Here is a 26,428-nt window from a genome sequence, read left to right as displayed (position 1 = left end):
AAAAATAAATACGCAGATAAAGGATTGACTATATTCAGAATAACCGACTCCTTCCAGCAAATAAATGCATTACTACATAATTACATTTTTAGACAACCAAAACCAGTATTAATTAAGGAATTATAAATACCGATATAAAAAAAGATGGCCTAAAAATTGATTTAAGTATAAACGAAACTTTATTGTTCATCTAAACAATTTTACTTAAGTTTATTATAAAATTAAACTCAGATATGACTAATTCTACAGATACGCAACAAAAAAAAGGAGGTTTTAAAAAATTTTTATTTATCACCATCTTAGTTATTTTAGCAATTGGAGCTAGCATAACATATTATAAATATTACTTCGTTTTCGGAGAAGGTGTTAAATCAGGATATTTAAATTATGCTGTCAAAAAAGGAAATGTTTTCAAAACGTATGAAGGAAAGCTTATTCAAGAGGGTTTTGGACAGATGAAAGCTGGTGGTGTCGCAAGCAATCAATTTGAATTTTCAATTGAAGACGATACCGTTTTTAAACAACTCGAATCAAATAGTGGAAAGTACTTTGATCTGCATTATAAGGAATATCATGGAGCACTACCTTGGCGAGGAAATACGGTCTATATCGTAGATAAAGTAATCAGTATGAAATAAAAGAAGCACTGTTTTGTAAACAGTGCTTCTTTTATTATAACCGTATATTCAAAAGTTATTAAAAAGGCGCATCGTCCGGCATGTCATTCATACGTGAAGGCATTGTAATACCACCAGTCATCCCTCCCATATCACTACCACTAAACATAGCCGAAGGATTCATTGCTGGAGAACTGAATGATGTTGGATTATTAAAACCATCCGCCGCACCAACACCTGTAAATTCATCTTCCAAATCAACAAACTTCACATATTTACCGACAAAACGAAGTGGTACAATTCCAGTTTCACCATTACGGTGCTTAGCAATAATAACCTCTCCTACACCAGCAGTTGATCGACCTTCTTCATCTTCAGTCATACCATAATACTCCGGACGGTATAAAAATAATACCATATCTGCATCTTGCTCAATAGATCCGGATTCACGTAAATCAGAAAGCATAGGACGCTTTGAATTCCCTGGACGAGACTCTACTGCACGGCTTAATTGTGAAAGGGCCAATACCGGAACATTTAACTCTTTTGCAACAGATTTCAATGCCCTTGAGATACTACCGATTTCCTGCTCACGATTACCACCACCTTTTCCTTCGGCCTTTCCATGCATAAGTTGCAAATAATCGACAATGACCATCTGGATATCATGCTGCGCTTTTAAACGTCGGCACTTGGCTCTAAATTCAAATACGTTTAATGCTGGTGTATCGTCAATAATTAAAGGTGCTTCAGTCAACCTTCCAATTCTAGAATGCAGTTGCTGCCATTCATGATCAGCCAGATTACCTTTCTTCAACTTCTCCTGTTCAATTTCTGTTTCTCCAGCTATCAAACGATTAACCAATTGCACCGAAGACATCTCAAGAGAGAAAACGGCTACAGGTTTATTATGATCTACAGCAGCATTACGTGCTACAGATAAAACAAAGGCTGTTTTTCCCATCGCAGGACGAGCCGCAATAATTACTAAATCTGAAGGTTGCCATCCGGAGGTCATACGATCTAATGCTGTTAAACCAGAAGGAACACCTGTTAATCCATCTGTACGATCACGCAACAATTCCAAATTTGATATTGCTTCACGCATGATATCATCCATTTTCCTAGAATCTCTTCTTAAATTATTCTGGGCAATATCAAATAAACTCTTCTCTGCATGATCCAAAAGATCAAATATATCCGAAGTTTCATCATAGGCACTATTAATAATCTCTGTTGAAACTTTGATTAATTCACGTTGAATATATTTTTGCGAAATAATACGCGCATGAAATTCGATATTAGCTGCAGAAACAACACGATCAGTTAATTGTGTTATATAATATGCTCCACCAACCATTTCCAGAGCTCCCATTTTTCGAAGCTCAGCAGTAACAGTTAATAAGTCAATAGGAGATGATTTCTGAAATAAGCTAAAAATAGATTCGAAAATTTTCTGATGAGCGTCTTTGTAAAAAGATTCTGGCTTAAGAATATCAATAACTTCACTTAAGGCATTTTTCTCCAACATCAGAGCTCCTAAAACCGCCTCTTCCAAATCTAAAGCCTGTGGAGGAAGTTTACCTAATCCACTGACTAAATTATTGAGTTTGGTTCTACGCTCTCCGAAATTGGTCTTCTTACCAGTTCCAGTATTACTATCTTCAAAATTATTATCGTTACTCATCTTATATGATATCCAAAAACTTGTGCATGTACGCTAAAAAACTGATAGCGGATAGCAAATGTAAAAAAAATAAGGTAGACATTTTTCAAGAGTTGTACACAGTCAAATTAGTTGTGAAAACAATCACCCCAAAAGCTTTTGATAAACATTGATTTACAACTCAAGTTTTCCACATTTGATGTTGAAAAAAATGTTGATAATAAAAAACAGCATCTAATTAACAAGACATTAAGCAACTGTTAACAACTTCCACCAATGTTAATAAAGTTACGCTATTTATCGCAACAATAGCGCAATCAAAAAAATAATAAATAATTAAAAATGTATTCAAATCGTCACGCTGAATAAAGTATTTGCAAGAAAATTTTGCTATTTTGATTTTTCCTTTTCGATCATATTAAAGCTCAATCAGAATATTGTATCTTTGCTACTATGACAAATGAAGCATCATCATTAAAACCATACAAGGACGCAAAAGACGGTAAAAAAGAGCAAGTTGCAGATATGTTTAACAACATATCCAAAACTTATGACTTTTTAAATCATTTTCTATCCTTAGGCATTGATATCATCTGGCGTAAAAAAGCAATTAATGCTTTAAAATCCATCGCTCCGCAATATATGTTAGATGTAGCAACAGGAACTGGTGATTTCGCGCTGGAATCAATTAAAATATTGAATCCAAAAAAAATAATCGGCGTAGACATTTCGCAAGGTATGCTTGATGTTGCACAGCAAAAGATTAAACAAAAAGGTTTATCTGAGCAATTTGAAGTACAACTTGGTGATTCAGAACAGTTGCAATTTGACGACAACACCTTCGATGCTGTAACGGTTGCATTTGGCGTCCGTAATTTTGAAAATCTAAATCAGGGCTTAGCAGATATCTGTCGTGTATTGAAGCCTGGCGGAAAAGCAATAATATTGGAATTTTCTAATCCTAAAAAATTTCCAATTAAACAATTGTATAATTTTTATTTTAAAAGAATAACCCCAACAATAGGAAAACTCTTCTCAAAAGATTCGAGTGCATACTCGTATCTACCTGAATCTGTAGCTCGATTTCCTGATGGTGAAAAATTCGCGGAAATTACAAAAGCCGTTGGTTTTTCAAACACAATAATTCGCCCCCAGACTTTTGGCGTTTGTACGATATATATTGCCACAAAATAGAGAACCAATTTATTTTATTTTAAAATTAATTCAATGTCAAAAACAGTATTCATTACAGGGGCAAGTTCAGGTATTGGAGAAGCTTGTGCAGAAGTCTTAGCGCGTGAAGGATATAATTTATTACTTTGTGCGCGTCGTTTCCAAAGATTAGAGGAAATTAGGGATAGACTTAATAAACAATATCCACAAATTGCGATCCATATCTTTGAACTTGATGTTCGCAATTATGATGAAGTAAAATCTAAAATTGAGAACTTACCTTCAGAGTGGAAAAATATAAATGTACTTATTAATAATGCAGGATTAAGCCAGGGTTTAGATAGCATCCAAGATGGCGATATCGGCGATTGGGATCGCATGATCGACACAAATGTCAAAGGATTATTATATGTTACAAAAACCGTCATACCGCTATTAGAAAATCAAGAGGGAGCACAACATATTGTCAATTTAGGATCTATAGCCGCTAAAGAGGTGTATCCAAATGGAAATGTCTACTGTGCCAGTAAACATGCAGTAGATGCACTTAATAAAGCAATGAGAATTGACTTACTTCCGAAAGGAATAAAAGTAACCGGCATAAATCCGGGAATGGTAGAAACAGAGTTTTCAGAAGTGCGTTTTAAAGGTGATATCGAGCGTGCAAAAAATGTGTATAACGGAGTTGACGCTTTAACGGGAAAAGATATTGCTGAAACAATATCTTTCGTGATTAGCAGACCCAAGCATGTTAACATCAACGATCTCATTATTATGCCAACCGCACAAGCAACAGGAACGATTGTAAATAGAAAATAATAAAATTCAGTTTAATATGACTTTAGAAGAAAAAATAAATCAAGATATCAAGACCGCAATGATCGCAAAAGATGCGAACAAATTACGTGGCTTACGTGCTGTCAAAGCAGCTATTTTATTAGCAAAAACGGAAAAGGGCCACAGCGAAGAATTGACAGAAGAAACAGAAATTAAAGTTCTTCAAAAATTAGTAAAACAACGTAAAGAATCCGCGGAAATTTACAAAACCCAAAACAGAGATGATCTGTATGCGATCGAAGTTGAAGAGCAAGAAGTAATTGAAGCATACTTACCAAAGCAACTCAGCAGAGAAGAAGTGGAAGCGATAATCAAAGAAATAATCAGCACAACTGGAGCTTCTACAGTAAAAGATATGGGCAAAGTAATGGGTGCTGCTAACCAACAATTAGCAGGAAAAGCCGACGGAAGGACAATTTCCGAGCTTGTAAAAAGTTTACTCGCTTAATTACATATACTTAATATAAAAAGGGCTATAGTAATATAGCTCTTCTTTTTATGGAATTATTTTGGAAATATAAGACATTCTCTGAATTAACAACAGAAGAATTATATCGCATCCTCAAATTACGTGTTGATGTCTTTGTGAATGAGCAACAATGCTTTTATCCAGAATTGGATAATAAAGATGATCAGTGCGCCCATATTTGGGCAGAAATCAATAATGAAATTGTTGTTTATGCCCGAATTGTACCACCAGGTCTATCTTATCCGGAACCGGCAATTGGCCGAGTTGTAACAAACCCATCCTTTAGAGGTAATAATTATGGGAAAGCTCTTATAAATAAATCGCTTACCTGCATATCTGAAAAGTATGGTAGCACAGCGATTCAGATAGGTGCGCAAACCTATCTAAAGAAATTTTATGAAAGCTTCGGATTTGAACAAGTATCTGATGAATACCTGGATTATGGAATCCCACATATTGACATGATAAAACCTAAAACTTACTAATATGAATCATATTGTTATTATTACTGCCGCAATATTAGGTTCTACAGCCATTATGCTGGGTGCCTTTGGTGCACACGCTTTTAAGAAACTAATTAGCGAAGAAAAACTAACCTCTTTTGAAGTAGGTGTTCGTTATCAAATGTATTCGGCTATTACCTTACTGGTCTTAGGGTTTAATTTACATTTCGACCTTTACAGTGAACGTTTTGTATTTTATAGTATAACGGCAGGAACTTTATTATTTTCTATCAGTATCTACCTCCTGTCTTTTGCTCAATATTGGAATAAAAATTTAAAATTCTTAGGCCCAATTACCCCATTAGGGGGACTGTTAATGATCGCTGGCTGGGTTGCGTTAATCATTCGTTTTATTTAACTTTACCTATGTTAAGGCAATGATGTCTGCCACTAACCGCTTTAATGAGCTGATGACGTCTACTTTTGCTGATACTTTTTGTATCCGCTAGAATCGTTTATGACAATAAGTAAGTAGACATGTCAACTAAAAGTAACACTTTATCAAAAATAGCACTTAAAGAGAAGACTTTTTGTGCTTTAAAATGGATAGCGATCGCCATTTCAGTTGGGTTTATTGTAGGATCAATCTCAGCTTTCTTTCTCACGAGCCTATCCTGGGTAACAAATTACAGAGATCTTCATCCGGTCATCATGCTAGGATTACCATTAGCAGGTTTAATAATTGGATTACTTTATCATTACTATGGTGGCGCTTCAAGCAAAGGCAATAATCTCCTGCTTAAAGAATATTACCAAAGCGAACAGACCATCCCATTAAGAATGGCACCTTTGGTTTTATTCAGCACGTTGCTTACACATCTTTTTGGAGGTTCCGCAGGAAGAGAAGGAACCGCTGTACAAATAGGAGGTGCAATCGCCGATCAATACTCAAGAATTTTCAAGTTAACTCATGACGATCGAAAGATTTTAATCATTATCGGGATAAGTGCGGGATTTGCTTCTGTTTTTGGAACCCCCTGGGCAGGTGCATTATTTGGACTGGAAGTTATAACTGGTGGAAAGTCAAGATTAAAAGCACTTATACCAAGTATCATGACAGCCTTTATTGCCAACTATGCCTGTTCTTTCTGGAATGTATCGCATACCCATTATCACATTCGAGAAATCATCCCCGCACTCAATCCGCAACATCTACTTTATACGGTCATCACAGGTATAATTTTTGGATTAGTAGCTTATCTATTCACTGCATTCGGAGATATCTTTAGCTACATTTTCAGAAAGATTCAATACCCTCCCCTGCGTCCTTTTATTGGAGGTATTGTCCTTATTTTCCTAATATGGCAGCTAGGAACTACACAATATATAGGTTTAGGAATTCCTACCATATTAGCCTCATTCGAAAGTCAATTAAATTCTTATGATTTTATTATCAAACTATTACTAACCACTTTCACCCTTTCCGCAGGATTTAAAGGTGGAGAAGTAACACCATTATTTTTTATTGGTGCAACTCTAGGTAATGTCCTATTTGGAATTATTCCGCTACCAATGGGATTATTGACCGCAATGGGTTTTATTGCTGTTTTTGCAGGAGCAACCAATACACCGCTGGCTTGTATACTGATGGGGGTAGAATTATTTGGGTTTGAAGCCAGTATTTATTTTGCAATTGCCTGTTTTGTCGCCTATTTCTTTTCTGGAGCGAAAGGAATCTATACAACTCAGATCATCACAGGCCCTAAACATCACTTCTATCTCCACATAAAGAAAAGGCAAAATGACATCTACGAACGATTAAGGAATCTATAATAAAAAAGTTCAAGGATTTGTCGCCAATAATCCATCCTTGAACTTCTTCAACTACAACTCTTTAAGGTGTTTGTAGTTAGATTTAATCGTATCCAAAACTTCCTGCATTTTACCTCCAAGCATCAATTTAGACATTGACTTTGCCATTCCTACCATTTGATCAAAATCAACCTTAGGAGGCATAGCTAGCGCATTTGGATTCGTAAAAACATTTAATAAAATTGGACCAGGATGCGATAAAGCAAACTCAACAGCATTCCTAACCTCTTCAGGTTTATGTACATTCATACCTTTAAAACCCATCGCTTCCGCTATAGCGGCAAAATCAGGATTTATCATATTGGTTTCGTTATCAGGAAGTCCGGCAACTTCCATCTCTAATTTGACCATACCAAGAGCCCGATTATTAAAAACAATTATTTTTACAGGCAGTTGATATTGATTAATAGTAGCTAAATCACCAAGCAACATCGACAATCCACCATCACCACATAATGCAATAACTTGCTGTTCTGGATGAGACAAAGCAGCTCCAATTGCCATTGGCATGGCATTGGCCATAGATCCATGGTTGAAAGAACCGAGCATCTGCCGTTTACCAGTCCCTGAAATAAAGCGCGCCCCCCAGACACAGGTCATCCCCGTGTCCACCGTAAATATAGCACTGTCCGTAGCCAGTTCATTAATACAGTGTGCCAAATATTCTGGCTGAATTGTATCCTCCCCCCCTTTTTCTTGCATAAAACTACGCATATTGTCCTTTACTTTCTCATAGATCTTCAGCTGAGCTTCAAGGAAACTTGCATCTTCTTTTTGTTCCAGCAGCGGAAGAAGTGCCTGTAAAGTATGCTTGATATCTCCGCACAATCCCATTTCCAATTTTGCGCGTCGTCCTAATCGTTCAACAGCAGTATCAATTTGAATAATCTTATTATTAGTAGGCATAAACTTATCATAAGGGAAATCCGTACCTAATAATAAAATCAAATCTGACTCATGCATACTTTGATAGGCTGCGGCTTGCCCTAGCAGACCAGTCATTCCTATTTCGTAAGGATTATCATGTTGAATCCCCATTTTACCTCTAAAAGAATATCCTACTGGAGCCAAAATCTTTTGAGATAATTGTACAATTTCAGGATGAGCCCCAGATGCTCCAATTCCGCAAAAAACGGTAACGCATTTACTCGCGTTAATAACTTTTGCAAGAGCGTCTAATTCACTATCAGAAGGCCGAATGACAGGATTAACATAAAATAATTGGGTAGACACCGAAGAATCTTCAGCTTTCATTTCTGATACATCCCCTGGCAAACCGATGACAGCAACTCCTTTCTGTCCTATTGCATGCTGTATGGCAGTCTGAATAATTCGAGGAGCCTGTTCCGCAGTAGTTATTAATTGGTTGTAGCAACTGCAGTCATCGAAAAGCTTTACAGTATTTGTCTCTTGAAAATACCCCATACCCATCTCCGAGGTATTGATTGTAGAAGCAATTACAATCATAGGAACGTGTGAACGATGAGCATCATACATGCCATTTATGAGATGAACGTGACCAGGCCCGCAACTACCTGCGCAACATGCTATTCCATCCAGTTCCGCTTCAGCAGCTGCTGCGTAAGCCCCAACTTCTTCATGACGCACATGAATCCATTTAAGTCGGCCATCTTTACGTATTGCTTCATTAAAAAAATTAAGACTATCTCCAGTAACCGCGTAAACGCGTTTTACACCTGCTTCCACAAGCATTTCAACCAACTGATCTGCTACAATCTTTGCCATATTAAATTATTTAAGTTAAGGGGAAATCAACACCCCCTATACTAAATAACAATGAAAAATAGAATCAGTTTTAAAATATTCTGTTAATAAAGGCTATAATAGCTTACCCGATAATAATAAGCCCGCAACGGTAAAATAAATAATCAATCCGGATACATCAACCAAAGTTGCGACAAAAGGTGCTGAAGCAGTTGCCGGATCTAAACCGAATCTGCGTAGTACAAATGGGATAACCGAACCGGATAATGTACCCCAAAGCACAACAAAAAGTAAAGATAAAGAAACACTTAGTGCAATATAAACCCAGTAAATACCATAATCATATATCCCCAGTTCTTGCCAAAGTAAAATTCTAAGAAAACCAATAGTACCCAATATACCTCCCAAAATCAGACCAGATGAAATCTCACGTTTCATGACATACCACCAGTCCTTAAGTTTTATCTCTCCCAAAGCCATGGCTCGAATAATTAATGATGCAGCTTGCGATCCAGAATTTCCGCCACTAGAAATAATTAATGGAACAAATAAAGCAAGAACTACAGCCTTTTCAATTTCTCCGTCAAAGTAAGCCATCGCTGAAGCTGTTAGCATTTCACTTAAAAACAAAATAATCAACCAACCAGCTCTTTTTTGAATCAATTTAAGTAACGGAGTTTTTGTATAAGCAACATCAAGTTCATCCATCCCGCCAAAACGTTGGATATCTTCCGTATCTCGATCTTTTATCTGATCCAATACATCATCAAATGTCACAATACCGACCAATACACCATTATCCGTCGTGATCGGAAGCGCACTTCGATCATATTTCTGGAAAATTTCAAATGCCTCCTCCATAGGAGTTGCGGCTCTGATAGCAACAAAATTATGATCAATCAGTTCTGAAATTTCAGTATCTGTATCGGCTAATAACAACTCACCTATTTTTAAATCATCAATAAGCACATTCTTTTCATCGACAACATATATAAAATTTAAGGTTTCAGCCTTCTTTCCAAAAAGCTTAATATGCTTAAAAACATGTTCAACAGTAAAATATGGTCTAACTTGGACATACATCGGGGTCATGAGATGTGCAATACTATTTTCATCATAGCCAATCAGCTTCAACGCTAACTGTTTTTCACGTTCATTTAACAAATTAATTAAGTACTTAATCAAATCATCAGGTAAATCAGAAAATAGCTGATTCCTAATATCAGGCTTTAAGTTGTTAAGCAATTCTGTCAGTTCCGATTCTGAGAGGGATTTTGCTAGGCGATATTGAACATCCTTTTCTAAAAAAGAGAATATCTCGAGTTGCAAGTCAAAATCATAATGATTAAATTGCTCATACAAAGCCTCTTTGTCTAATTTACTTAGATTTTCAGCAATATCTGCGGGATGTACTTTTATTTTTTTACTCATAAATAATTACTTTTTTAATCACCGCTAAAATCTAGAAGCTAAATTGCTAAAGTATTTTGTAAATATCTCAAAATTGAAGTTGACCAGGATTAAGCTCAATGGGATCTTTTCCTTGTTGAAATAATCGTGCAGACAGTTCACCTTTCAATTCAATTTGACCATGCTCAACATGTAACCAGCTACCCTCTCGTAAACCCAACACAGCCTGACTGTTGAATTGATGAAATTCTTGGATTCTTGTCTCTCTCGTTTCACCTTTATGTGTAGAGTTAGGATCTGGATCAAGATAATGTGGGTTGAGATTAAAAGGTAAAAACTGTAACGCTTCAAAACTTGGGGGATAAACGATCGGCATATCGTTAGTTGTACCAATTGTCAAGCCCGTTAAATTAGATCCAGCTGAAGTACCCACATAACGTAAACCAGAAGCAACAGCCGATTTAATTTCACTAACAAGATCCAATTCATACAAAGTCTTGAGCAAAAGAAAAGTATTTCCTCCCCCTATAAAAATTGCTTTTGCTTTTTTTATTGCATCCTTTTGATCAGAAAAAGTGTGTAGACCCTTTACCCGAATTCCTTTATCTTTTAAAGCTTTCTGAACATTAGCTGTATATTCATCATAAGAAATACCAGATGGCCTTGCGTAAGGTACAAATATCAATTCATCGGTCTGAATAAAGTCAACCAAATCATTTTTTATATAGGTCAAAAAAGAACTTCCATGGATCGTACTTGTACTGATAACAAGCAATCTAAAATTATTATTCATATCTATCTATCTTACCACTCAAAATTCATTCAAATTTAAAATTTATTATGTTATTTCATCATTAAAAAAGCTAGTGTGAAAATGATTTTAAAAACCTTTACTTTCACACTAGCAACTATCACAAGTCAAATGCAATAAATTTCAATTAAGGATGTTAAACCAACCACAAACTACTCTACTGATTTATCTGAAGTTGTTTTTATTTTTTTATCAAGTAAGCGCTTTTCTTCTTTCAATGCCTTATTCAATAAAAACTCTATTTGTCCGTTCACACTCCTAAATTCGTCGGCAGACCATTTTTCCAATGCCTTATATACATCACTATCAATCCGGAGCATGAAATTCTTTTTTTCCGCCATATTATTTATGAATAAAACTATTGATACAGGGTTCCCGTATTTAACACAGGAGATGCCGCCTTTTCCCCGCAGAGTACAACCATCAAATTACTAACCATTGCTGCCTTTTTATCATTATCAAGCTCAACTATATCTTTTTCAGACAATCTTTGCAAAGCCATTTCTACCATACCAACTGCACCTTCAACAATTTTAGCACGAGCGGCAACAATCGCAGTTGCCTGCTGTCTTTGTAACATTGCTCCGGCAATTTCAGAAGCATACGCTAAATGACTGATCCGCGCCTCTTTTATAATAATACCAGCTGGAGCCAAACGATCTAATAATTCTTTTTCTAAGATATGATTAACAGTATCTCCACCTTCACGTAAAGTAATTGTTGCTTGATTATTAGGATCTATTTCTAAATTATCATAAGGAAAACTACCTGCCAAATGCCGCACAGCCGCTTCGCTTTGTGTGCGGACATATGAAGTATAATTTGTCACATCATAAGTAGCCTTATAAGTATCACCAACTTGCCAAACAATAACAGCGCCTATTTCAATAGGATTACCCATTTTATCATTTACTTTTAAAGTTTGTCCCTGTAAATTATCCGATCGTAGACTAACATTTAAAGTAGAGTACAAAGGATTAACAAAAAATAACCCATTTTCTTTTACTGTACCAATATAACTTCCAAAGAAATTCAACACACGTGAATGATTTGGATTAATGATCATCAGACCCTTTAACAAGAACAGTGTGGTTAAAATAAATAAAATCCCCACCGCAATATACCAGGAAGAAGCTTCTGCTTGAAAGAAACATACGATTCCAAGTACAAAAAGAACAATAGCAATTAAAAGAGCTAAATAACCAGAAAGAGGTTTAATTAATTTTTCCATATTTTTTTAAGTTTTGATATTAGTTTGATATCAAATATATAGCATTTAGATTTCATTTCAAAATAAAATATGCCAGATCAAAAAGGATTCTTTATATTCGGCATAAATGTTTATTATCAAGATGTTTAAACAATCATTCTTACCCATTCAAAATAACGATATTGAAGTATTAATATTGGGTTCTTTACCCGGAGACAGGTCGCTTCAAGCCCAAGAATATTATGCACATCCTCAGAATCGATTCTGGAAATTAATCCAACGGATTTTTAATATAACTGACTTTCATTCTTATTCAGAAAAATTAAATATACTGCTAGAAAATAGGATCGGTCTATGGGATGTGTGCGCACAAGCAAAAAGAAAAGGCAGTATGGATCTCGATATCCTTGAGGAAATTCCAAATGACCTCACTACATTCTTTTCCCAGCACCCACACCTCCATACCATCATATTTAATGGACAAAAAGCACGTAAAGTATTTGATAAACACTTTAAAAAAGCGGATCAATACCAGTATTACACACTACCAAGCACAAGTCCTGCAAATGCACAATACTCTTTAGAAAAATTACTTCTTGAATGGCAACTCATATTTAAAAAAGATTAACAAATATTTACTACAATAAAAGCTTAAAATTCATAACGAATCATTATTTTTGCAGCAACATGTCAGATTTAAAATATAACCAAAGAGGTGTATCCGCAGGTAAAGAGGATGTACACAATGCTATTAAGAACATCGATAAAGGATTGTATCCAAAAGCTTTTTGTAAAATCATTCCTGATATTCTAGGTGGTGATGAACAGTGGTGTAATATTATGCACGCTGATGGTGCAGGTACGAAATCTTCCTTGGCCTATGTTTACTGGAAAGAAACAGGTGATATATCTGTTTGGCGCGGTATTGCACAAGATGCAATCATCATGAATCTTGATGATTTACTTTGTGTAGGCGCTACCGATAATATTTTATTATCATCTACTATTGGTCGTAATAAGAATGTCATTCCAGGAGAAGTTCTTGCAGAAATTATTAATGGAACAGAAGAAATTCTAGCAGAGCTCCGTGAGATGGGTATCGGTATCTATTCAACAGGAGGTGAAACTGCAGATGTGGGCGATTTAGTACGTACTATTATTGTAGATAGTACGGTAACTTGTCGCATGAAACGTGAAGACGTCATTTCTAATCACAACATAAAACCAGGCAATGTAATTGTTGGTTTATCCTCTTCAGGAAAAGCTAACTATGAGACAGAATATAACGGAGGAATGGGATCCAATGGATTAACTTCCGCACGTCATGATGTCTTTAATAAAAATATTGCAGCAAAATATGCGGAAAGTTTTGACCCTGCTGTTCCATATGACTTAGTTTTTTCAGGCAGTCAAAATTTAACCGATAAAATCACAGTTGAAACTGGTGAAGAAATTACAGCAGGAAAACTAGTTCTTTCTCCAACACGTACATATGCGCCGGTAATCAAAAAAATATTAGATCTTTACCGTTCTCAAATTGACGGAATGGTACATTGTTCAGGTGGTGCACAAACGAAAGTATTACACTTTGTTGATGCAGTACACGTTATCAAAGACAACCTCTTCCCTATCCCTCCATTGTTTGATTTGATTCAAAAAGAATCAAATACGGATTGGAAAGAAATGTACAAAGTATTCAACATGGGACACCGCATGGAACTTTATGTACCTGAAGAAATTGCATCAGAAATTATTGCAATCTCCGAATCTTATGGTATTCCCGCTCAAATTATTGGTCGCGTAGAAGCTGCTACTACAAAACAAGTAACAGTTAAATCTCCTTACGGCGAGTTTATTTACGAATAACTAAAACGTCATTAGACTTGGTATTTTATCAAGTCTAATGACTCCTTATAACCATGAAAGATAAACTAATTGTGGGTTGGAAAGAATCATTAGATTTACCGGAACTTGGTATTTTTAATATTGAAGCAAAAGTAGATACAGGTGCGGGATCATCTGTTTTACATTGTGAATCTTATGAAATCAAAATAATTGAAAATCAAAAGTGGATTATTTGCCATATTATCGTTAATTTTAAAACAAGAGAACTTCGCATATTCAAATTTCCTGTTTATCGAGAAAAAATTGTAAAAAGTTCATTCGGTCAAAAAGAAAAGCGTTATTACATATTAACAAAAGCCAAATTATATAATCAGTTTTTCGAAATTAAATTATCTTTTAGAAACCGTTCTTCCATGCGATATCCTATGTTACTAGGAAAAAGTTTCCTATCAAAAAGGTTTATCGTGGACGTGTCAAGATCTAACTTATCTCAAAAATCTGTTGGATAAAAAGAATATTCATAGACAATTGTTTATGAACCAACATTACAATTAAATCATTCTAATCATAGCAAAGTGAAAATCGCTGTATTATCAACAGTTAAAAGCTTATACTCGACACGTCGATTAGTAGAAGCTGCAGAAAAACGTGGACATGAATGCGTTGTCATCGATCATAGCAAATGCTATGTAGGAATTCAACAAGGCAAACCTAGCATCCACTATAAAGGTCAAGATATTTCAGATATTGATGCAATAATTCCTCGAATTGGTGCTTCGGTTACTTTCTATGGTTCGGCCATTGTGAGGCAATTTGAGGTAATGGACGTAATTTCCGCCAATCCAAGTCAAGCAATAACACGATCACGAGACAAACTTCGTTGTATGCAAATTTTATCTGGTGCAGGAATCGGTCTTCCCATTACTGGATTTGCCCGTACTGCATCTGATGTTGACGACCTGATTAGTATGGTCGGTGGTGCACCTTTAGTTATTAAATTACTCGAAGGAACACAAGGAATTGGTGTAGTATTAGCTGAAACGAAGAAAGCGGCCTCCTCAGTTATAGAGGCTTTCTATGGATTAGGAAATAATATCTTAATACAAGAATATATCAAAGAAGCGAAAGGTACAGATATTCGTGCATTTGTTGTTGGAGGAAAAGTGGTCGGTGCAATGAAAAGAACAGCCAAAGAAGGAGAGTTTAGATCTAACATCCACCGTGGGGGAACAGCAGAAATTATCAGACTTACAAAAAATGAACGTGAGACTGCTATTGCAGCTGCGGCTTCCATGGGGTTAACAGTTTGTGGTGTTGATATGATGCCATCAGACAGAGGCCCTCTTGTACTGGAAGTAAACTCATCTCCTGGATTAGAAGGAATAGAAAAAGCAACAAAAAAAGATATTGCTGGAGAAATTATCATGTATCTCGAAAAACAGTTTGAATTAAAGAAAGCTGCCAAACCAGAGATTCGTAAAAAGAAAAAAAAGCAAAGCGATTTATAAAAATGAAGGTTCCTCTAAAAAAGGAACCTTTTTTGTTTTCGAACTTCATATAATGATATGAAAAATCATCTGTTTAGAATACAATGATAGAAAAGCCCCTAATTTCATTACCAGATTTTGACAATACTAAAACGAATAAATAGGATTATACGGTTACATTTGCCGATTATATTTTAAGATGCTATGAAGTTATTTCGCTACGGACCACTAAATGAAGAAAAAACAGGAATTTTAATCAATGAAGTTCACTATGACACTTCCGATTTTGGAGAAGATTATGACAATAAATTTCTCGCTAATGGTGGGCTCGAAAGATTAGAAGAGTTTGTGATAAATAACCGTACAAGCTTAAAGCCAATTCCTTCCGAAAGTCGTATCGGAACACCACTTGCAAATCCAACTAAAATTGTATGCGTAGGACTTAATTATTCTGACCATGCAAAAGAAACTGGATTAGCTCAAGAACAAGAGCCCATATTATTTTTAAAAGCTATTTCAGCATTAAATGGCCCCTTTGATAACATTATAATTCCAAAAAACTCATACCATACAGACTGGGAGACAGAACTTGCTGTTGTGATCGGAAAAAAGGGTACACATATTTCGACAGCGGAATCAACAGATTATATCGCTGGATATGTCATGATGAATGATGTAACAGAGCGTCATTTTATGAAACATAGAGGTGGTACCTGGGATAAAGGAAAGGGCTATAATACTTTTGCTCCTTTAGGCCCCTATTTTGTAACAAAAGACGAAATTGAAGACGATGGGAATTTAAGAATTTGGTTAAAACTCAACGGTAAATTAATGCAGGAAGGAAATACAAAAAATTTCATTACTCCTGTTAAAGAATTAATTTCCTATATTTCGGATTTCTTTGGATTATTCCCCGGAGATATTATTTCAACCGGCTCACCTGCTGGCACAGGTATAGGACATGTACCGCAACGATTTTTAGTAGAGGGTGATGAAATTGAATATGGAATAGAAGGTTTAGGTGTTGCTAAGAACACACTGATTAACTTCCAGAAAGAATCCAGTTAAAATCATTAAAAAAAGCACTTAAAAAATTAAGTGCTTTTTTAATTTACTCTAGTAGATTATTTATAATTAATTATTCCACCAGCCAATTTCTTCTCAGATTTATGTGCAGGTTTGCCATAAACTTCAATAACGCCACCCGCACGCGTTTTAGCGACAATAGAATCTTTTGCATATACCTCTGCTTGACCACCGCCATTGACCGTAACATTGGTTACATCTGTTATCAATTCTTTACCTTCATATTTACCGCCAAAATTAGACACAACATCTTGTGTGATACTTTTTCCAATAAGTGAAATTGTAGAACCTGAAGTAGGCTTAACATCTACCTTTTTAGCCTCCACATAAACAACCACTAAACCACCCTCTGCCGCGGAAACATTTAATTGATCGGCTACTATTTTCTCTTTTTCTCTATTAACGATCTTCGCTCCTTTTTTGGCAGATAAACTATTCAAAGATTGATAGTATACCTTAACACTGATATTATTTCCTTGAAGAGCATTTAAAGTATTCATTTTAATACGTAATGCACCGTTTTTGTTGATAACTTGGATATTCTCAGAATTAGCCCCTTCAGTCACAACCTCATTGGAATTGCCATGAATTAATTCAACCTGAATTTTATCTGTAACATCTACCGAATTAAACGTACCCACGTTCTGCTTTGTCTGAGCAATTCCTAATTGCGCAATAAAAAATAAAATAGCACCTAATCCTAATTTTTTCATATCAATATATTCTATTCGTATAACTATCCTGCAAAATATGCACCATTCCTGACTTTAAGATAAAATTTAGCAGATTTTAACAAAAATAAATAAAAAACACAGCCCCAACAAAAAAGCGTACGAAGTGAAATTACCTCATACGCTTTTTAGTACTACTTAAATGTAGACTCAATCGATATTATAACTTGCTATTAACATCAATTGCATTCAATTCTTGGAAAGCTTGTTTCAAACGTGTAACGAAAGCTTCTTCTCCCTTACGTAACCAAACGCGGGGATCGTAGTATTTTTTATTTGGAGAATCAGCTCCTTCAGGATTACCGATTTGACCTTGTAAATAATCATGGTTTTTAGCTTCATACTCGCGAACACCATCCCACATAGCCCATTGCATATCTGTATCGATGTTCATTTTGATTGCACCATATGAAATTGCTTCTGCAATCTCCTCAGGAGTTGAGCCCGAACCACCGTGGAAAACAAAATTAACAGGTTTATCAGCAGTTAAATTAAATTTCTCGCGAATGAATTCTTGTGAGTTATGTAAAATAACAGGTTGTAATTTTACATTTCCTGGCTTATATACACCGTGTACATTACCAAAAGCTGCTGCTACAGTAAATTTATCAGACACCTTTGATAATTCTTCATAAGCATAAGCTACCTCTTCTGGTTGTGTATATAATTTCGAACTATCAACATCAGAATTATCTACACCATCTTCTTCACCACCTGTTACACCCAATTCGATTTCAACAGTCATTCCAAGCGGCTTCATACGTGCTAAGTATTTTGCCGAAATCTCAATATTTTCTTCAATTGGCTCTTCAGACAAATCTAACATATGAGAAGAGAATAATGGTTTACCATGTTGTGCGAAAAACTTCTCACCAGCATCTAATAAACCGTCGATCCAAGGTAATAATTTCTTAGCAGCATGGTCTGTATGCAAAATAACTGCAACACCATAGTGCTCTGCTAATAAATGAACGTGTTGAGCAGCAGCTACAGCACCTAGAATACATGCCTTTAATCCATCATTATTTAACGTTTTACCAGCATAAAATTGTGCTCCACCATTTGACAATTGAATAATCACTGGTGAGTTAACCGCTTTTGCAGTTTCCATTACAGCATTAATCGAGTTTGTACCAGTTACGTTAACAGCTGGTAATGCGAATTTGTGCGTTTTTGCTAATTCAAACAATTCTTGTACTTGATCTCCCGTCAATACACCTTTAAAATCTTTTAGGCTCATATTATAATTTGCTTTTGTTATTTATAATCTCACTATTTATGGACTAAGTTAAAAAAAAAATATTGTTCTACATAATTTATAAAGTGTACTTATTACACTAACACAATGATCCATGCTCACTGAATAAATAAGTTTACCCAATAGCATCTATAATTTAATATTCACCTATACGTTATTGGATATCAATTACAATTTCTCTAAGTTTGAATTAAAATATAGAACAAACATGTTACACGTATACGGAATTAAAAACTGCAACACAGTGAAAAAAGCGATCAATTGGTTAGAAGAACACCAATTGCCTTATACATTTCACGATTATAAAAAGGAAGGGATCTCTGAAAATAAACTTGAGGAATGGGAAAAAGAAATCAGTTGGGAAAAACTGCTGAATAAAAAAGGAACCACATGGAAAAAACTTGATGTAGAAGAACAAGCGACCGTTACAGACGCACACACCGCTAACCAAGTTTTGATCAAAAACACAAGTATGATTAAAAGACCTGTAATTGAAGGAGGAAAGCAAATTTTGCTCGGTTTCGATGAACTAGAATACGCTTCCTCTCTAAAATAATCGTTACAATCCGACTATTTCTTCGAAAAAATTTAACAATACATCTTTTCATACTATATTTAGGCAGAACAATCCCTACAATTAAGTATGAAAAGATTACCCTTATTGTCAATAAGTATTCTGTCCTTATCATTATCAACTCCAAGTTTTGCTCAACAAAAAAGCAATTATAGTTATACTGAAGCATTTGCTCCTTTATTTTTTAATAATAATGGTGATGAATTTCGCTCAGCAAGTGGAAAACCAGGACCAGCTTACTGGCAAAACAATGCTGACTATAAAATTACAGCAACATTAGACGATCGAAAAAATACAATTGCTGGAAATGTTGAAATAAATTATAGCAATAATAGTCCAGATCAGCTGGACTATGTATGGCTTCAGTTAGACCAAAATATGTTCTCCAAAGAAGGTCGAGGTCAAGCCATATCTCCATTAACAAAAAGTAGATATGGTGATGCTAACGCGAGTTTTGATGGTGGCTATACGATATCTTCTGTCACCGATCTAACTGGTAAACCGGTTGATTATATCATCACCGATACCCGCATGCAAATTAGGCTAACTCAAGCCTTAGCAGCAAAAGGTGGTAAAACAGGATTTAAGATACAATATTCATACACAATACCAGAGTATGGTGCCGATAGAACGGGAATACTAAAAGCCGCCAAAGGTAATGTTTTTGCCATCGCACAATGGTTCCCTAGAGTATGCGTTTACGACAACATTCGAGGATGGAATACAATACCTTATACGGGGCCTGGCGAATTTTATCGTGAATTTGGTAATTATCAGGTACAGATAACGGCTCCCGCGAATCACATTGTAGTTTTGGGGGGAGAACTTCAGAACCCACAAGAAGTATTTACGGCAGAACAGTTTAAACGCTATGAAAATGCCAAAAATAGTGACCAGACAGTCATCATACGTTCTGCAAAAGAGGTCGCTCAAGCAAACTCAAGACCAAATAAGAAAAGCCTAACGTGGAAATACATTTTAAATAATGCGCAAGATATTGCATGGGCTTCTTCCTCTTCTTTTATATTGGATGCAGCGAGAATTAATTTGGTCAATGGAAAAAAATCACTTGCTATTTCTGCTTACCCAGAAGAAAGTAATGGTAATAATGCCTGGGAACGTTCTACCGAGTATACCAAAGCGGCCATTGAACATTACTCCAACAAATGGTTTGATTATCCCTATCCTGTAGCTGTCAACGTAGCTTCCAATGTTGGAGGTATGGAATACCCTGCATTATCTTTTTGTGGCAATAAAGCACGTGCTGGATCCTTATGGGGAGTAACAAATCATGAATTTGGCCATAACTGGTTTCCAATGATCGTATCCAGCAACGAAAGAGAATTTGGCTGGATGGATGAAGGATTCAACTCTTTCATAAATGAAATTGCAACCGAAAGTTTCAATAACGGTGAATATTTTAAACAAGTTGGGGATCCAAACAGTCAAGCAGTCCGATTTACAGATCCTCGCTTAGAAGCGATAATGAATACACCGCAAAGCATGGATGAACGCAATATTGGTATATTGCTTTACTATAAACCTGCTTATGGTCTCAAATTATTAAGAAATGAAATTATTGGCGCAGAACGTTTTGATTATGCATTCAAAAAATACATTTCTGATTGGGCCTATAAACATCCGACACCAGAAGATTTTTTCCGTTCAATGGAAAATGGGACAGGGGAAAACTTAAATTGGTTTTGGCGCGGTTGGTTTCTAAACAACTGGCGTCTTGATCAGGCAATCAATAAAGTAACATACATAAAAAATGACCCTAAATTAGGTTCCGTTATTACGGTTCAAAATTTAGAAAAACTTCCTATGCCTGTAGTAGTTGAAGCCACAACAGTATCAGGAAAGAAAATTCGAAAAAAATTACCTGTAGAAGTTTGGGAAAGAAACCAATCTTTTGACTTCAAAATAGATTCAAAAGAACCTTTAATATCAGTTCAATTAGATCCTGATAAAGTTTTTCCAGACCATGTTCCGGAAAACAATATCTGGACAGCAAAATAAAAAACAGAAAATCTCATATACAATCATATATGAGATTTTTTTATTAAAATAATTTCTTTTAAATACATTACTACTTATATTTATGTATTTTTGGTTATATAAAAAGGAAAAATGAAAACAGCATTCATACATAGTCTAAGCATATTGACACTTCTGGGAATTACCAGTATCTTCAGCAATCTCAAAGCGCAGGAAAAAATAAAAGGAATTGCCATGGAATTGGTCAGTAGTCAAAAAATTGAAGGAGTTTCTATCAAAAATACCCGTACAAATAAAATTGTGCAAACAGATCAAGAGGGCAATTTTATCATTGATGCTCAATTGAATGATTATTTAGCGATAGAGGCTACCGGATATGAAAAAGATACTGTTTTTGTCTATGATTATGGTGTTAAAAGAGTCTATCTAAATAGATTAAATTCAGTAATTGAACTAAATGAAGTCTATATTGAAAGAATGACAGATAGTAGATTAATTGCAGAAATCAATGCAACAAAAATCGCGGGAAAATACTCTGATGTTGGTCAACAACGTGGCGGTATCCGTCTCTCTCCTTCTCGACTATTTAGTAAAGAAGGAAAAAGAGCACGTCAAAACTACAAACTTTTAGTAGAGGAGCAACATAAAAGAGCTATCGATCGTAAATTCACAGATGACTTAATCCAATCCGTAACGCCTCTAAAAAATCCAGATTTGGCACTTTTCAAAGAGCAATACAGACCGACTTACAAATTCATTGAGCAAGCCTCAGCAGAAGATGTTAAGCTGTATATTATAGATGCCTACAAAAAATACAACACGAAAAAAGGAAAATAGTAAATTCAACTTTATTATAAGTTCAAAAAAGCTTTAAACCAAAATATTTCACATATAAGGTTTAAAGCTTTTTTATTTTTAAAGCCTTTATACGAACATTGAATCATTAACGCGCAGATTCTTTACCATTCTGTGTTCAAACTCCCCATACTTTATTAAAAATTTCTTTCTTTTATTTTGAACAAGTTTAAATAAGTTAGGCTATGTAAAAATACTTTACAACAGCTTTATAAACATTAATTATCATTATATCAAGAACAGAAACAAAAAAAACTTCCTCTTTTTTCATATAAAAAACTATATTTGACTTTGAAAAGACAATCAATAAACATTAAAAAACAACCCACTTAAAATATATTTATGCTTTTTAAAAAATCGATTAGCAAATTAATCGCAGAAGCAGAGCTAAATGGCCAAGGTACATTAAAACGTACACTCTCCAGTTCTGGACTTATTGCATTAGGAGTAGGTGCCATTATAGGTGCAGGCTTATTTTCACTGACAGGTATAGCGGCGGCCGACCATGCTGGTCCCGCTGTAGTACTCTCTTTTATTATTGCGGCTGTAGGCTGTGGTTTTGCAGGTTTATGTTATGCAGAATTTGCATCGATGATCCCGGTTGCTGGATCTGCTTATACCTATTCATATGCTACGATGGGTGAATTTATGGCGTGGATAATTGGATGGGATCTAGTCTTAGAATATGCTTTGGCAGCAGCTACTGTATCTGTTAGTTGGTCCCAATACTTCAATCAACTTCTCTTAACATTAGGCGTCGAAATTCCAACTCAATTTCTACATGGTCCTTGGGAAGGTGGTATTGTCAATGTTCCTGCAATTATCATTGTTTGTTTACTATCACTACTTTTAATGCGCGGTACAGAAGAATCTTCTTTTGTAAATAACATTTTAGTTATTCTAAAAGTTGCTGTAGTTCTAATTTTCATTGTATTGGGTTGGGGATTCATAGATCCAGCGAATCACACACCTTTTATACCTGTCAATCATGGAGAAGAAATGGTGAAAAGTGGCCAGTTAAGTTTCTGGAGTTTTCTGGGAAGCGATGATTTTGGTCATTTTGGTTTTAGCGGTATCCTGAGAGCGGCTGGAGTTGTATTTTTTGCTTTTATCGGTTTTGATGCCGTTAGTACTGCTGCGCAAGAAGCTAAAAACCCTAAAAAAGGAATGCCAATCGGTATTATTGGTTCTTTGATCATCTGTACCTTACTATATGTATTGTTTTCATATGTATTGACTGGATTGGCACCTTACACTGAGTTTAAAGGTGACGCCAAACCTGTTGCCACAGCATTTGCAAAAACAGGTTATACCTTCTTAAACACAGCTTTAATCGTAACGATTATCGCTGGATATACATCTGTAATTTTGGTCATGCTTTTAGGACAAAGCCGTGTATTTTATTCAATGAGTAAAGATGGTCTATTACCTCGAATATTTTCAGATCTATCAAAAAGACAGACTCCTTGGAAAACAAATTTAATTTTCATGGTATTTGTAAGTATTTTTGCCGGATTTGTGCCCGTATCTGATTTAGGCCACATGGTCAGTATTGGTACCTTATTTGCATTTACATTAGTGTGCATAGGGATACTTGTATTACGCAAAACAGAACCAAACCTGGAACGTCCATTTAAAACACCATTTGTACCGCTTATTCCAATACTCGGTATTTTAGTCTGTGTATTAATGATGGCATCATTACCTATTGAATCTTGGGAACGATTAGGCATCTGGATGTTGATCGGTGTAATAATCTACTTTGTTTATAGCAAAAAACATTCGAAAATTAGAAAAGAATATGCCGCAGAGCATAAGACAGAAGAATAACATAAAAAAGGCTGTTTCGATCTCGAAACAGCCTTTTTTATGTTATTCTAATAATTCAATATCCTAAAGAAAGGAAACTTGGATTTAATTTTCTTCTTTTGGTTCTACCTCGGTTACAATATAAACATCCTCATTTTCTTTCTTCATTTTATATTTTTCACGAGCTATCCTTTGCACTTCACGTTGATCAGAGCGGATGTCTGTTATGGTTTCTATAATACTCTCATTTTCTTTCTCGTAAAACGCTTTCTCTCTCTCCAAATTACTTTTTTGATGCTGGTAACTATATTGTGTCGCAAAATCATTACGATCAAAAAAACACATCCAAACAGTAAAAGCTATACCAGCTAAAAAATATTTGTTTCGAATAAGTGCTAAAAATCTATCCATAGTACAAAAGTAATATTTAAGATCTATACATGCTAAATCTCAATTAAATATAAAAACATTTATCTGAAAATTAGCTAAAGTCTAATTATGTACACATTAATTATGGAAAAACTGCGTGATAATCATCTATTATAAAAGGAACCTGTAACTTTTCTTCATTAGAAATGCGCACTCATCATCAAAAAATGAATCACCCATACTTTATCCATAAAACGATAAATCCAATATCATTATTTTTATATAAGCGCAATAATATTGCGGATCTAAGCAAAATTATCTAAGTTTAACCCTATTATTGAATAGAATCGAGCAAATGAAATATTATCTTATAGCAGGCGAATCTTCCGGAGATTTACATGGTGCAAACTTGATCAACGCATTAAAAGTCGAAGATCCAAACGCTACCTTCAAAATCGTAGGCGGCACACAAATGGAAGAGTCTGCAAATCAAAAAGCCTTAATACACACTTCGGAAATGGCCTTTATGGGCTTTGTCGAAGTATTAAAAAACTTAAGTACCATTTCAAAAAATTTAAAAAAGGTAAAAGAAGATATTATTAAAGAAAAGCCTGATTGTGTCATTTTAATTGATTTCCCTGGCTTTAACTTAAAAATCGCAGATTTTGCCAAGAAAAAAGGTATAAAAACATGTTACTATATTTCTCCAAAAGTATGGGCATGGAACCAAAAACGTGTGATTAAAATTAAACGTGTCGTCGATCACATGTTCTGTATCCTTCCCTTTGAAGTCGATTTTTATAAAAAATGGAAAATGCCCGTTGACTATGTTGGAAATCCATTACTAGATGCCATTTCATCTTATAAATTCAATCCTAATTTCATTACTGAACAACAGCTCAGCGAACGGCCAATCATCGCATTGCTGCCTGGTAGCCGTAAAATGGAAATAGAAAAGTTATTACCGGTTATGGCAAATTTAACCTACCTCTTTCCAATGCATCAATTTGTAATTGCAGGAGCACCAAATTTTGATAAATCATACTACCAGCAATACATTGGTGATCAAAATATACCGATTGTATTTAATACTACTTACGATTTATTAAAACATGCCGAAGCAGCAGTCGTAACAAGTGGGACAGCAACATTAGAGACTGGAATTCTTAAAGTACCTCAAGTCGTTGTTTATAAAGCCAATGCACTATCTATATGGATTGCTAAACAGGTCATTAAAGTAAAATTCATTTCGCTGGTCAATTTAATTAATGACTTCTTGTCTGTAAGAGAATTGATTCAAGACGATTGTACCACTTACGATATTGCACAAGAGTTAGATCAATTGATCAATAAAGCAGAATACCGGGCAAGTGTAATGGAAAATTATGAAACATTGGCCCAAAAACTAGGAGAACCAGGAGCATCAAACAAAACCGCTAAATTAATTGTTCAGTATTTGAAGTAGCGCATTAAACCTTCAAAAACGCTATTCGTCAAACAGATGTTGTTTAACATAAAAAACAAATAGCCATGAAAAAAATAATTACAATTTTTGCCCTTGCTTTTTTGGGATTTCAGTCATATGCACAAAGTAATGTTGAGCACATCAGCAAATTAGAAATTGGGAAAAAGGCTAAAAAAGTCTACAATACCAAATCCTCAGACTCGACGATTAATTTGCATATTGACACGTTGATAATGGGCGATAAAGCTTCTTTGATGTTTTACGCAAACAAAAATGTCATTTTAAATGTTGGTCACGCCATTATAGGTAATAATGCTTCTATTTCAGGGACAGATGGAAAAAATAACGGTTCCAATTTTGATATTCAAGCTAATATTCAAAAATTAGGGTCGCTGTATATTATAGCGAAAGGAGATAATGCCTTTAATGGAACAAAAACATTTCCAAATGGTAATGGTGGAAATGTTAAATTAACACTTTCAGAAAATAGCATTGTACCGCAAAGAGAAAATAAAAAACAACCTAATTATTTGCAGATTGCAAATGAAGGTGGTGGTAAAAATGTCAATGCAACCAGCGATTTAAGATCTATTTATGATCGCGTGAGACAAGCTCCAGCTGGCTTGAGAGGACTTCCTCAAGGTCAGATCTATTCCGGTAGCCCGGGAACAGATGGCAAGACTGAGATTATAACGATTAAATAAGAAAAAGCGAGCAA

At 35.2% G+C, this 26,428-nt stretch carries 27 protein-coding genes and 1 riboswitch; of the genes, 18 read left to right on the top strand and 9 right to left on the bottom strand.

Going from position 1 to position 26,428, the window contains the following annotated elements:
• Positions 1 to 233 precede the first annotated feature (233 nt).
• Positions 234 to 638: a hypothetical protein gene (locus WH188_RS02665; RefSeq protein WP_021192258.1), complete on the top strand. Its 405-nt coding sequence runs from the start codon at positions 234 to 236 to the stop codon at positions 636 to 638.
• A 58-nt stretch (positions 639 to 696) separates the two neighbouring features.
• On the opposite strand, the gene dnaB is transcribed toward WH188_RS02665, so the two are convergent.
• Positions 697 to 2,304 (bottom strand): replicative DNA helicase, encoded by a 1,608-nt coding sequence (gene dnaB, locus WH188_RS02660; protein WP_132845370.1) that lies wholly within the window; start codon positions 2,302 to 2,304, stop codon positions 697 to 699.
• A gap of 432 nt (positions 2,305 to 2,736) precedes the next feature.
• Here dnaB and ubiE point away from each other — a divergent pair, with 432 nt between their 5' ends.
• The 6 genes from ubiE (at position 2,737) to WH188_RS02630 (ending at position 7,038) form a co-directional block, all read left to right on the top strand.
• Positions 2,737 to 3,477 carry a bifunctional demethylmenaquinone methyltransferase/2-methoxy-6-polyprenyl-1,4-benzoquinol methylase UbiE gene (gene ubiE, locus WH188_RS02655; RefSeq protein ID WP_132772838.1) on the top strand — a complete coding sequence of 247 codons (741 nt, stop codon included), beginning with the start codon at positions 2,737 to 2,739 and terminating at the stop codon, positions 3,475 to 3,477.
• A gap of 33 nt (positions 3,478 to 3,510) precedes the next feature.
• On the top strand, positions 3,511 to 4,275 hold the full coding sequence (locus WH188_RS02650; RefSeq protein WP_021192261.1) for an SDR family NAD(P)-dependent oxidoreductase: 765 nt from the start codon (positions 3,511 to 3,513) through the stop codon (positions 4,273 to 4,275).
• Between the two features lie 16 nt (positions 4,276 to 4,291).
• The gene (locus WH188_RS02645) at positions 4,292 to 4,741 is read left to right on the top strand and encodes a GatB/YqeY domain-containing protein (RefSeq protein ID WP_021192262.1); all 450 of its coding nucleotides are present in this window, start codon (positions 4,292 to 4,294) and stop codon (positions 4,739 to 4,741) included.
• Positions 4,742 to 4,791: 50 nt separating this feature from the next.
• Entirely contained in the window at positions 4,792 to 5,247 is a 456-nt protein-coding gene (locus tag WH188_RS02640) for a GNAT family N-acetyltransferase (RefSeq protein ID WP_339423216.1), read from the top strand.
• Position 5,248: 1 nt separating this feature from the next.
• A complete protein-coding gene (locus WH188_RS02635) occupies positions 5,249 to 5,623 on the top strand; it encodes a DUF423 domain-containing protein (protein WP_021192264.1) in 375 nt (124 codons plus the stop codon).
• 6 nt (positions 5,624 to 5,629) lie between these two features.
• A riboswitch (Fluoride riboswitch) is annotated at positions 5,630 to 5,692 on the top strand.
• 50 nt (positions 5,693 to 5,742) lie between these two features.
• Positions 5,743 to 7,038, top strand: coding sequence for a voltage-gated chloride channel family protein (locus WH188_RS02630; protein WP_339423215.1), 1,296 nt, complete (start codon positions 5,743 to 5,745; stop codon positions 7,036 to 7,038).
• Between the two features lie 51 nt (positions 7,039 to 7,089).
• On the opposite strand, the gene WH188_RS02625 is transcribed toward WH188_RS02630, so the two are convergent.
• From WH188_RS02625 to WH188_RS02605, 5 genes are all read right to left on the bottom strand, one after another.
• Positions 7,090 to 8,823: a thiamine pyrophosphate-dependent enzyme gene (locus WH188_RS02625; protein WP_339423213.1), complete on the bottom strand. Its 1,734-nt coding sequence runs from the start codon at positions 8,821 to 8,823 to the stop codon at positions 7,090 to 7,092.
• Positions 8,824 to 8,916: 93 nt separating this feature from the next.
• Positions 8,917 to 10,233, bottom strand: coding sequence for a magnesium transporter (mgtE, locus tag WH188_RS02620; protein WP_132845362.1), 1,317 nt, complete (start codon positions 10,231 to 10,233; stop codon positions 8,917 to 8,919).
• Positions 10,234 to 10,300: 67 nt separating this feature from the next.
• Positions 10,301 to 11,005 (bottom strand): dipeptidase PepE, encoded by a 705-nt coding sequence (pepE, locus tag WH188_RS02615; protein WP_243655497.1) that lies wholly within the window; start codon positions 11,003 to 11,005, stop codon positions 10,301 to 10,303.
• A 170-nt stretch (positions 11,006 to 11,175) separates the two neighbouring features.
• Complete coding sequence (locus tag WH188_RS02610; protein ID WP_339423212.1) at positions 11,176 to 11,364, bottom strand: Arc family DNA binding domain-containing protein; 189 nt, start codon at positions 11,362 to 11,364, stop codon at positions 11,176 to 11,178.
• 17 nt (positions 11,365 to 11,381) lie between these two features.
• Positions 11,382 to 12,254: an SPFH domain-containing protein gene (locus tag WH188_RS02605; protein WP_021192269.1), complete on the bottom strand. Its 873-nt coding sequence runs from the start codon at positions 12,252 to 12,254 to the stop codon at positions 11,382 to 11,384.
• 121 nt (positions 12,255 to 12,375) lie between these two features.
• Here WH188_RS02605 and WH188_RS02600 point away from each other — a divergent pair, with 121 nt between their 5' ends.
• The 5 genes from WH188_RS02600 (at position 12,376) to WH188_RS02580 (ending at position 16,633) form a co-directional block, all read left to right on the top strand.
• A complete protein-coding gene (locus WH188_RS02600; protein ID WP_031289756.1) occupies positions 12,376 to 12,861 on the top strand; it encodes a DNA-deoxyinosine glycosylase in 486 nt (161 codons plus the stop codon).
• 59 nt (positions 12,862 to 12,920) lie between these two features.
• Positions 12,921 to 14,099 carry an AIR synthase related protein gene (locus tag WH188_RS02595; protein WP_132772853.1) on the top strand — a complete coding sequence of 393 codons (1,179 nt, stop codon included), beginning with the start codon at positions 12,921 to 12,923 and terminating at the stop codon, positions 14,097 to 14,099.
• 53 nt (positions 14,100 to 14,152) lie between these two features.
• Entirely contained in the window at positions 14,153 to 14,587 is a 435-nt protein-coding gene (locus WH188_RS02590; RefSeq protein ID WP_021192272.1) for an ATP-dependent zinc protease family protein, read from the top strand.
• A 66-nt stretch (positions 14,588 to 14,653) separates the two neighbouring features.
• Positions 14,654 to 15,586, top strand: a complete 933-nt coding sequence (rimK, locus tag WH188_RS02585) for a 30S ribosomal protein S6--L-glutamate ligase (protein ID WP_021192273.1) — start codon at positions 14,654 to 14,656, stop codon at positions 15,584 to 15,586.
• Between the two features lie 183 nt (positions 15,587 to 15,769).
• On the top strand, positions 15,770 to 16,633 hold the full coding sequence (locus WH188_RS02580) for a fumarylacetoacetate hydrolase family protein (RefSeq protein ID WP_132772855.1): 864 nt from the start codon (positions 15,770 to 15,772) through the stop codon (positions 16,631 to 16,633).
• Positions 16,634 to 16,689: 56 nt separating this feature from the next.
• Here WH188_RS02580 and WH188_RS02575 read toward each other — a convergent pair whose 3' ends face one another.
• Both WH188_RS02575 and fbaA read right to left on the bottom strand, forming a co-directional pair.
• A complete protein-coding gene (locus WH188_RS02575) occupies positions 16,690 to 17,364 on the bottom strand; it encodes a head GIN domain-containing protein (RefSeq protein ID WP_132772856.1) in 675 nt (224 codons plus the stop codon).
• A 178-nt stretch (positions 17,365 to 17,542) separates the two neighbouring features.
• Entirely contained in the window at positions 17,543 to 18,622 is a 1,080-nt protein-coding gene (fbaA, locus tag WH188_RS02570; RefSeq protein WP_021192276.1) for a class II fructose-bisphosphate aldolase, read from the bottom strand.
• 226 nt (positions 18,623 to 18,848) lie between these two features.
• On the opposite strand from fbaA, the gene WH188_RS02565 reads away from it, so the two are divergent.
• The 4 genes from WH188_RS02565 to WH188_RS02550 all read left to right on the top strand — a co-directional run bounded on the left by WH188_RS02565 (position 18,849) and on the right by WH188_RS02550 (position 23,897).
• Positions 18,849 to 19,196 carry an ArsC family reductase gene (locus tag WH188_RS02565; protein WP_021192277.1) on the top strand — a complete coding sequence of 116 codons (348 nt, stop codon included), beginning with the start codon at positions 18,849 to 18,851 and terminating at the stop codon, positions 19,194 to 19,196.
• Between the two features lie 87 nt (positions 19,197 to 19,283).
• Complete coding sequence (locus WH188_RS02560; protein ID WP_339423209.1) at positions 19,284 to 21,233, top strand: M1 family metallopeptidase; 1,950 nt, start codon at positions 19,284 to 19,286, stop codon at positions 21,231 to 21,233.
• Between the two features lie 111 nt (positions 21,234 to 21,344).
• Complete coding sequence (locus WH188_RS02555) at positions 21,345 to 22,049, top strand: hypothetical protein (RefSeq protein WP_021192278.1); 705 nt, start codon at positions 21,345 to 21,347, stop codon at positions 22,047 to 22,049.
• A gap of 360 nt (positions 22,050 to 22,409) precedes the next feature.
• Positions 22,410 to 23,897 (top strand): amino acid permease, encoded by a 1,488-nt coding sequence (locus WH188_RS02550; protein WP_132772859.1) that lies wholly within the window; start codon positions 22,410 to 22,412, stop codon positions 23,895 to 23,897.
• An 84-nt stretch (positions 23,898 to 23,981) separates the two neighbouring features.
• On the opposite strand, the gene WH188_RS02545 is transcribed toward WH188_RS02550, so the two are convergent.
• Entirely contained in the window at positions 23,982 to 24,287 is a 306-nt protein-coding gene (locus tag WH188_RS02545) for an FtsB family cell division protein (protein WP_132772861.1), read from the bottom strand.
• A 313-nt stretch (positions 24,288 to 24,600) separates the two neighbouring features.
• Between WH188_RS02545 and lpxB the strand changes: the two genes are divergently transcribed.
• Positions 24,601 to 25,710: a lipid-A-disaccharide synthase gene (lpxB, locus tag WH188_RS02540; RefSeq protein WP_339423208.1), complete on the top strand. Its 1,110-nt coding sequence runs from the start codon at positions 24,601 to 24,603 to the stop codon at positions 25,708 to 25,710.
• A gap of 65 nt (positions 25,711 to 25,775) precedes the next feature.
• Positions 25,776 to 26,414: a hypothetical protein gene (locus tag WH188_RS02535; RefSeq protein WP_021192283.1), complete on the top strand. Its 639-nt coding sequence runs from the start codon at positions 25,776 to 25,778 to the stop codon at positions 26,412 to 26,414.
• Positions 26,415 to 26,428 lie beyond the last annotated feature (14 nt).

The sequence above is a fragment of the Sphingobacterium sp. MYb388 genome, assembly GCF_037479535.1.
Lineage (GTDB): Bacteria > Bacteroidota > Bacteroidia > Sphingobacteriales > Sphingobacteriaceae > Sphingobacterium > Sphingobacterium anhuiense.
Note: the sequence above shows the minus strand (reverse complement) of the source record. Positions and strands in the feature narration are given on the sequence as shown.

Bases quoted from the DNA above. Each gene is read 5' to 3' on its own strand.
- WH188_RS02600 (WP_031289756.1), top strand. From the start codon at position 12,376: ATGTTTAAACAATCATTCTTACCCATTCAAAATAACGATATTGAAGTA.
- WH188_RS02610 (WP_339423212.1), bottom strand. From the start codon at position 11,364: ATGGCGGAAAAAAAGAATTTCATGCTCCGGATTGATAGTGATGTATAT.
- WH188_RS02650 (WP_021192261.1), top strand. From the start codon at position 3,511: ATGTCAAAAACAGTATTCATTACAGGGGCAAGTTCAGGTATTGGAGAA.
- WH188_RS02605 (WP_021192269.1), bottom strand. From the start codon at position 12,254: ATGGAAAAATTAATTAAACCTCTTTCTGGTTATTTAGCTCTTTTAATT.
- WH188_RS02630 (WP_339423215.1), top strand. From the start codon at position 5,743: ATGTCAACTAAAAGTAACACTTTATCAAAAATAGCACTTAAAGAGAAG.
- ubiE (WP_132772838.1), top strand. From the start codon at position 2,737: ATGACAAATGAAGCATCATCATTAAAACCATACAAGGACGCAAAAGAC.
- WH188_RS02555 (WP_021192278.1), top strand. From the start codon at position 21,345: ATGAAAACAGCATTCATACATAGTCTAAGCATATTGACACTTCTGGGA.
- pepE (WP_243655497.1), bottom strand. From the start codon at position 11,005: ATGAATAATAATTTTAGATTGCTTGTTATCAGTACAAGTACGATCCAT.
- WH188_RS02635 (WP_021192264.1), top strand. From the start codon at position 5,249: ATGAATCATATTGTTATTATTACTGCCGCAATATTAGGTTCTACAGCC.
- WH188_RS02590 (WP_021192272.1), top strand. From the start codon at position 14,153: ATGAAAGATAAACTAATTGTGGGTTGGAAAGAATCATTAGATTTACCG.
- WH188_RS02560 (WP_339423209.1), top strand. From the start codon at position 19,284: ATGAAAAGATTACCCTTATTGTCAATAAGTATTCTGTCCTTATCATTA.
- WH188_RS02595 (WP_132772853.1), top strand. From the start codon at position 12,921: ATGTCAGATTTAAAATATAACCAAAGAGGTGTATCCGCAGGTAAAGAG.
- lpxB (WP_339423208.1), top strand. From the start codon at position 24,601: ATGAAATATTATCTTATAGCAGGCGAATCTTCCGGAGATTTACATGGT.
- mgtE (WP_132845362.1), bottom strand. From the start codon at position 10,233: ATGAGTAAAAAAATAAAAGTACATCCCGCAGATATTGCTGAAAATCTA.
- WH188_RS02565 (WP_021192277.1), top strand. From the start codon at position 18,849: ATGTTACACGTATACGGAATTAAAAACTGCAACACAGTGAAAAAAGCG.
- WH188_RS02580 (WP_132772855.1), top strand. From the start codon at position 15,770: ATGAAGTTATTTCGCTACGGACCACTAAATGAAGAAAAAACAGGAATT.
- WH188_RS02550 (WP_132772859.1), top strand. From the start codon at position 22,410: ATGCTTTTTAAAAAATCGATTAGCAAATTAATCGCAGAAGCAGAGCTA.
- WH188_RS02640 (WP_339423216.1), top strand. From the start codon at position 4,792: ATGGAATTATTTTGGAAATATAAGACATTCTCTGAATTAACAACAGAA.
- WH188_RS02665 (WP_021192258.1), top strand. From the start codon at position 234: ATGACTAATTCTACAGATACGCAACAAAAAAAAGGAGGTTTTAAAAAA.
- WH188_RS02535 (WP_021192283.1), top strand. From the start codon at position 25,776: ATGAAAAAAATAATTACAATTTTTGCCCTTGCTTTTTTGGGATTTCAG.
- dnaB (WP_132845370.1), bottom strand. From the start codon at position 2,304: ATGAGTAACGATAATAATTTTGAAGATAGTAATACTGGAACTGGTAAG.
- WH188_RS02645 (WP_021192262.1), top strand. From the start codon at position 4,292: ATGACTTTAGAAGAAAAAATAAATCAAGATATCAAGACCGCAATGATC.
- WH188_RS02575 (WP_132772856.1), bottom strand. From the start codon at position 17,364: ATGAAAAAATTAGGATTAGGTGCTATTTTATTTTTTATTGCGCAATTA.
- fbaA (WP_021192276.1), bottom strand. From the start codon at position 18,622: ATGAGCCTAAAAGATTTTAAAGGTGTATTGACGGGAGATCAAGTACAA.
- WH188_RS02545 (WP_132772861.1), bottom strand. From the start codon at position 24,287: ATGGATAGATTTTTAGCACTTATTCGAAACAAATATTTTTTAGCTGGT.
- WH188_RS02625 (WP_339423213.1), bottom strand. From the start codon at position 8,823: ATGGCAAAGATTGTAGCAGATCAGTTGGTTGAAATGCTTGTGGAAGCA.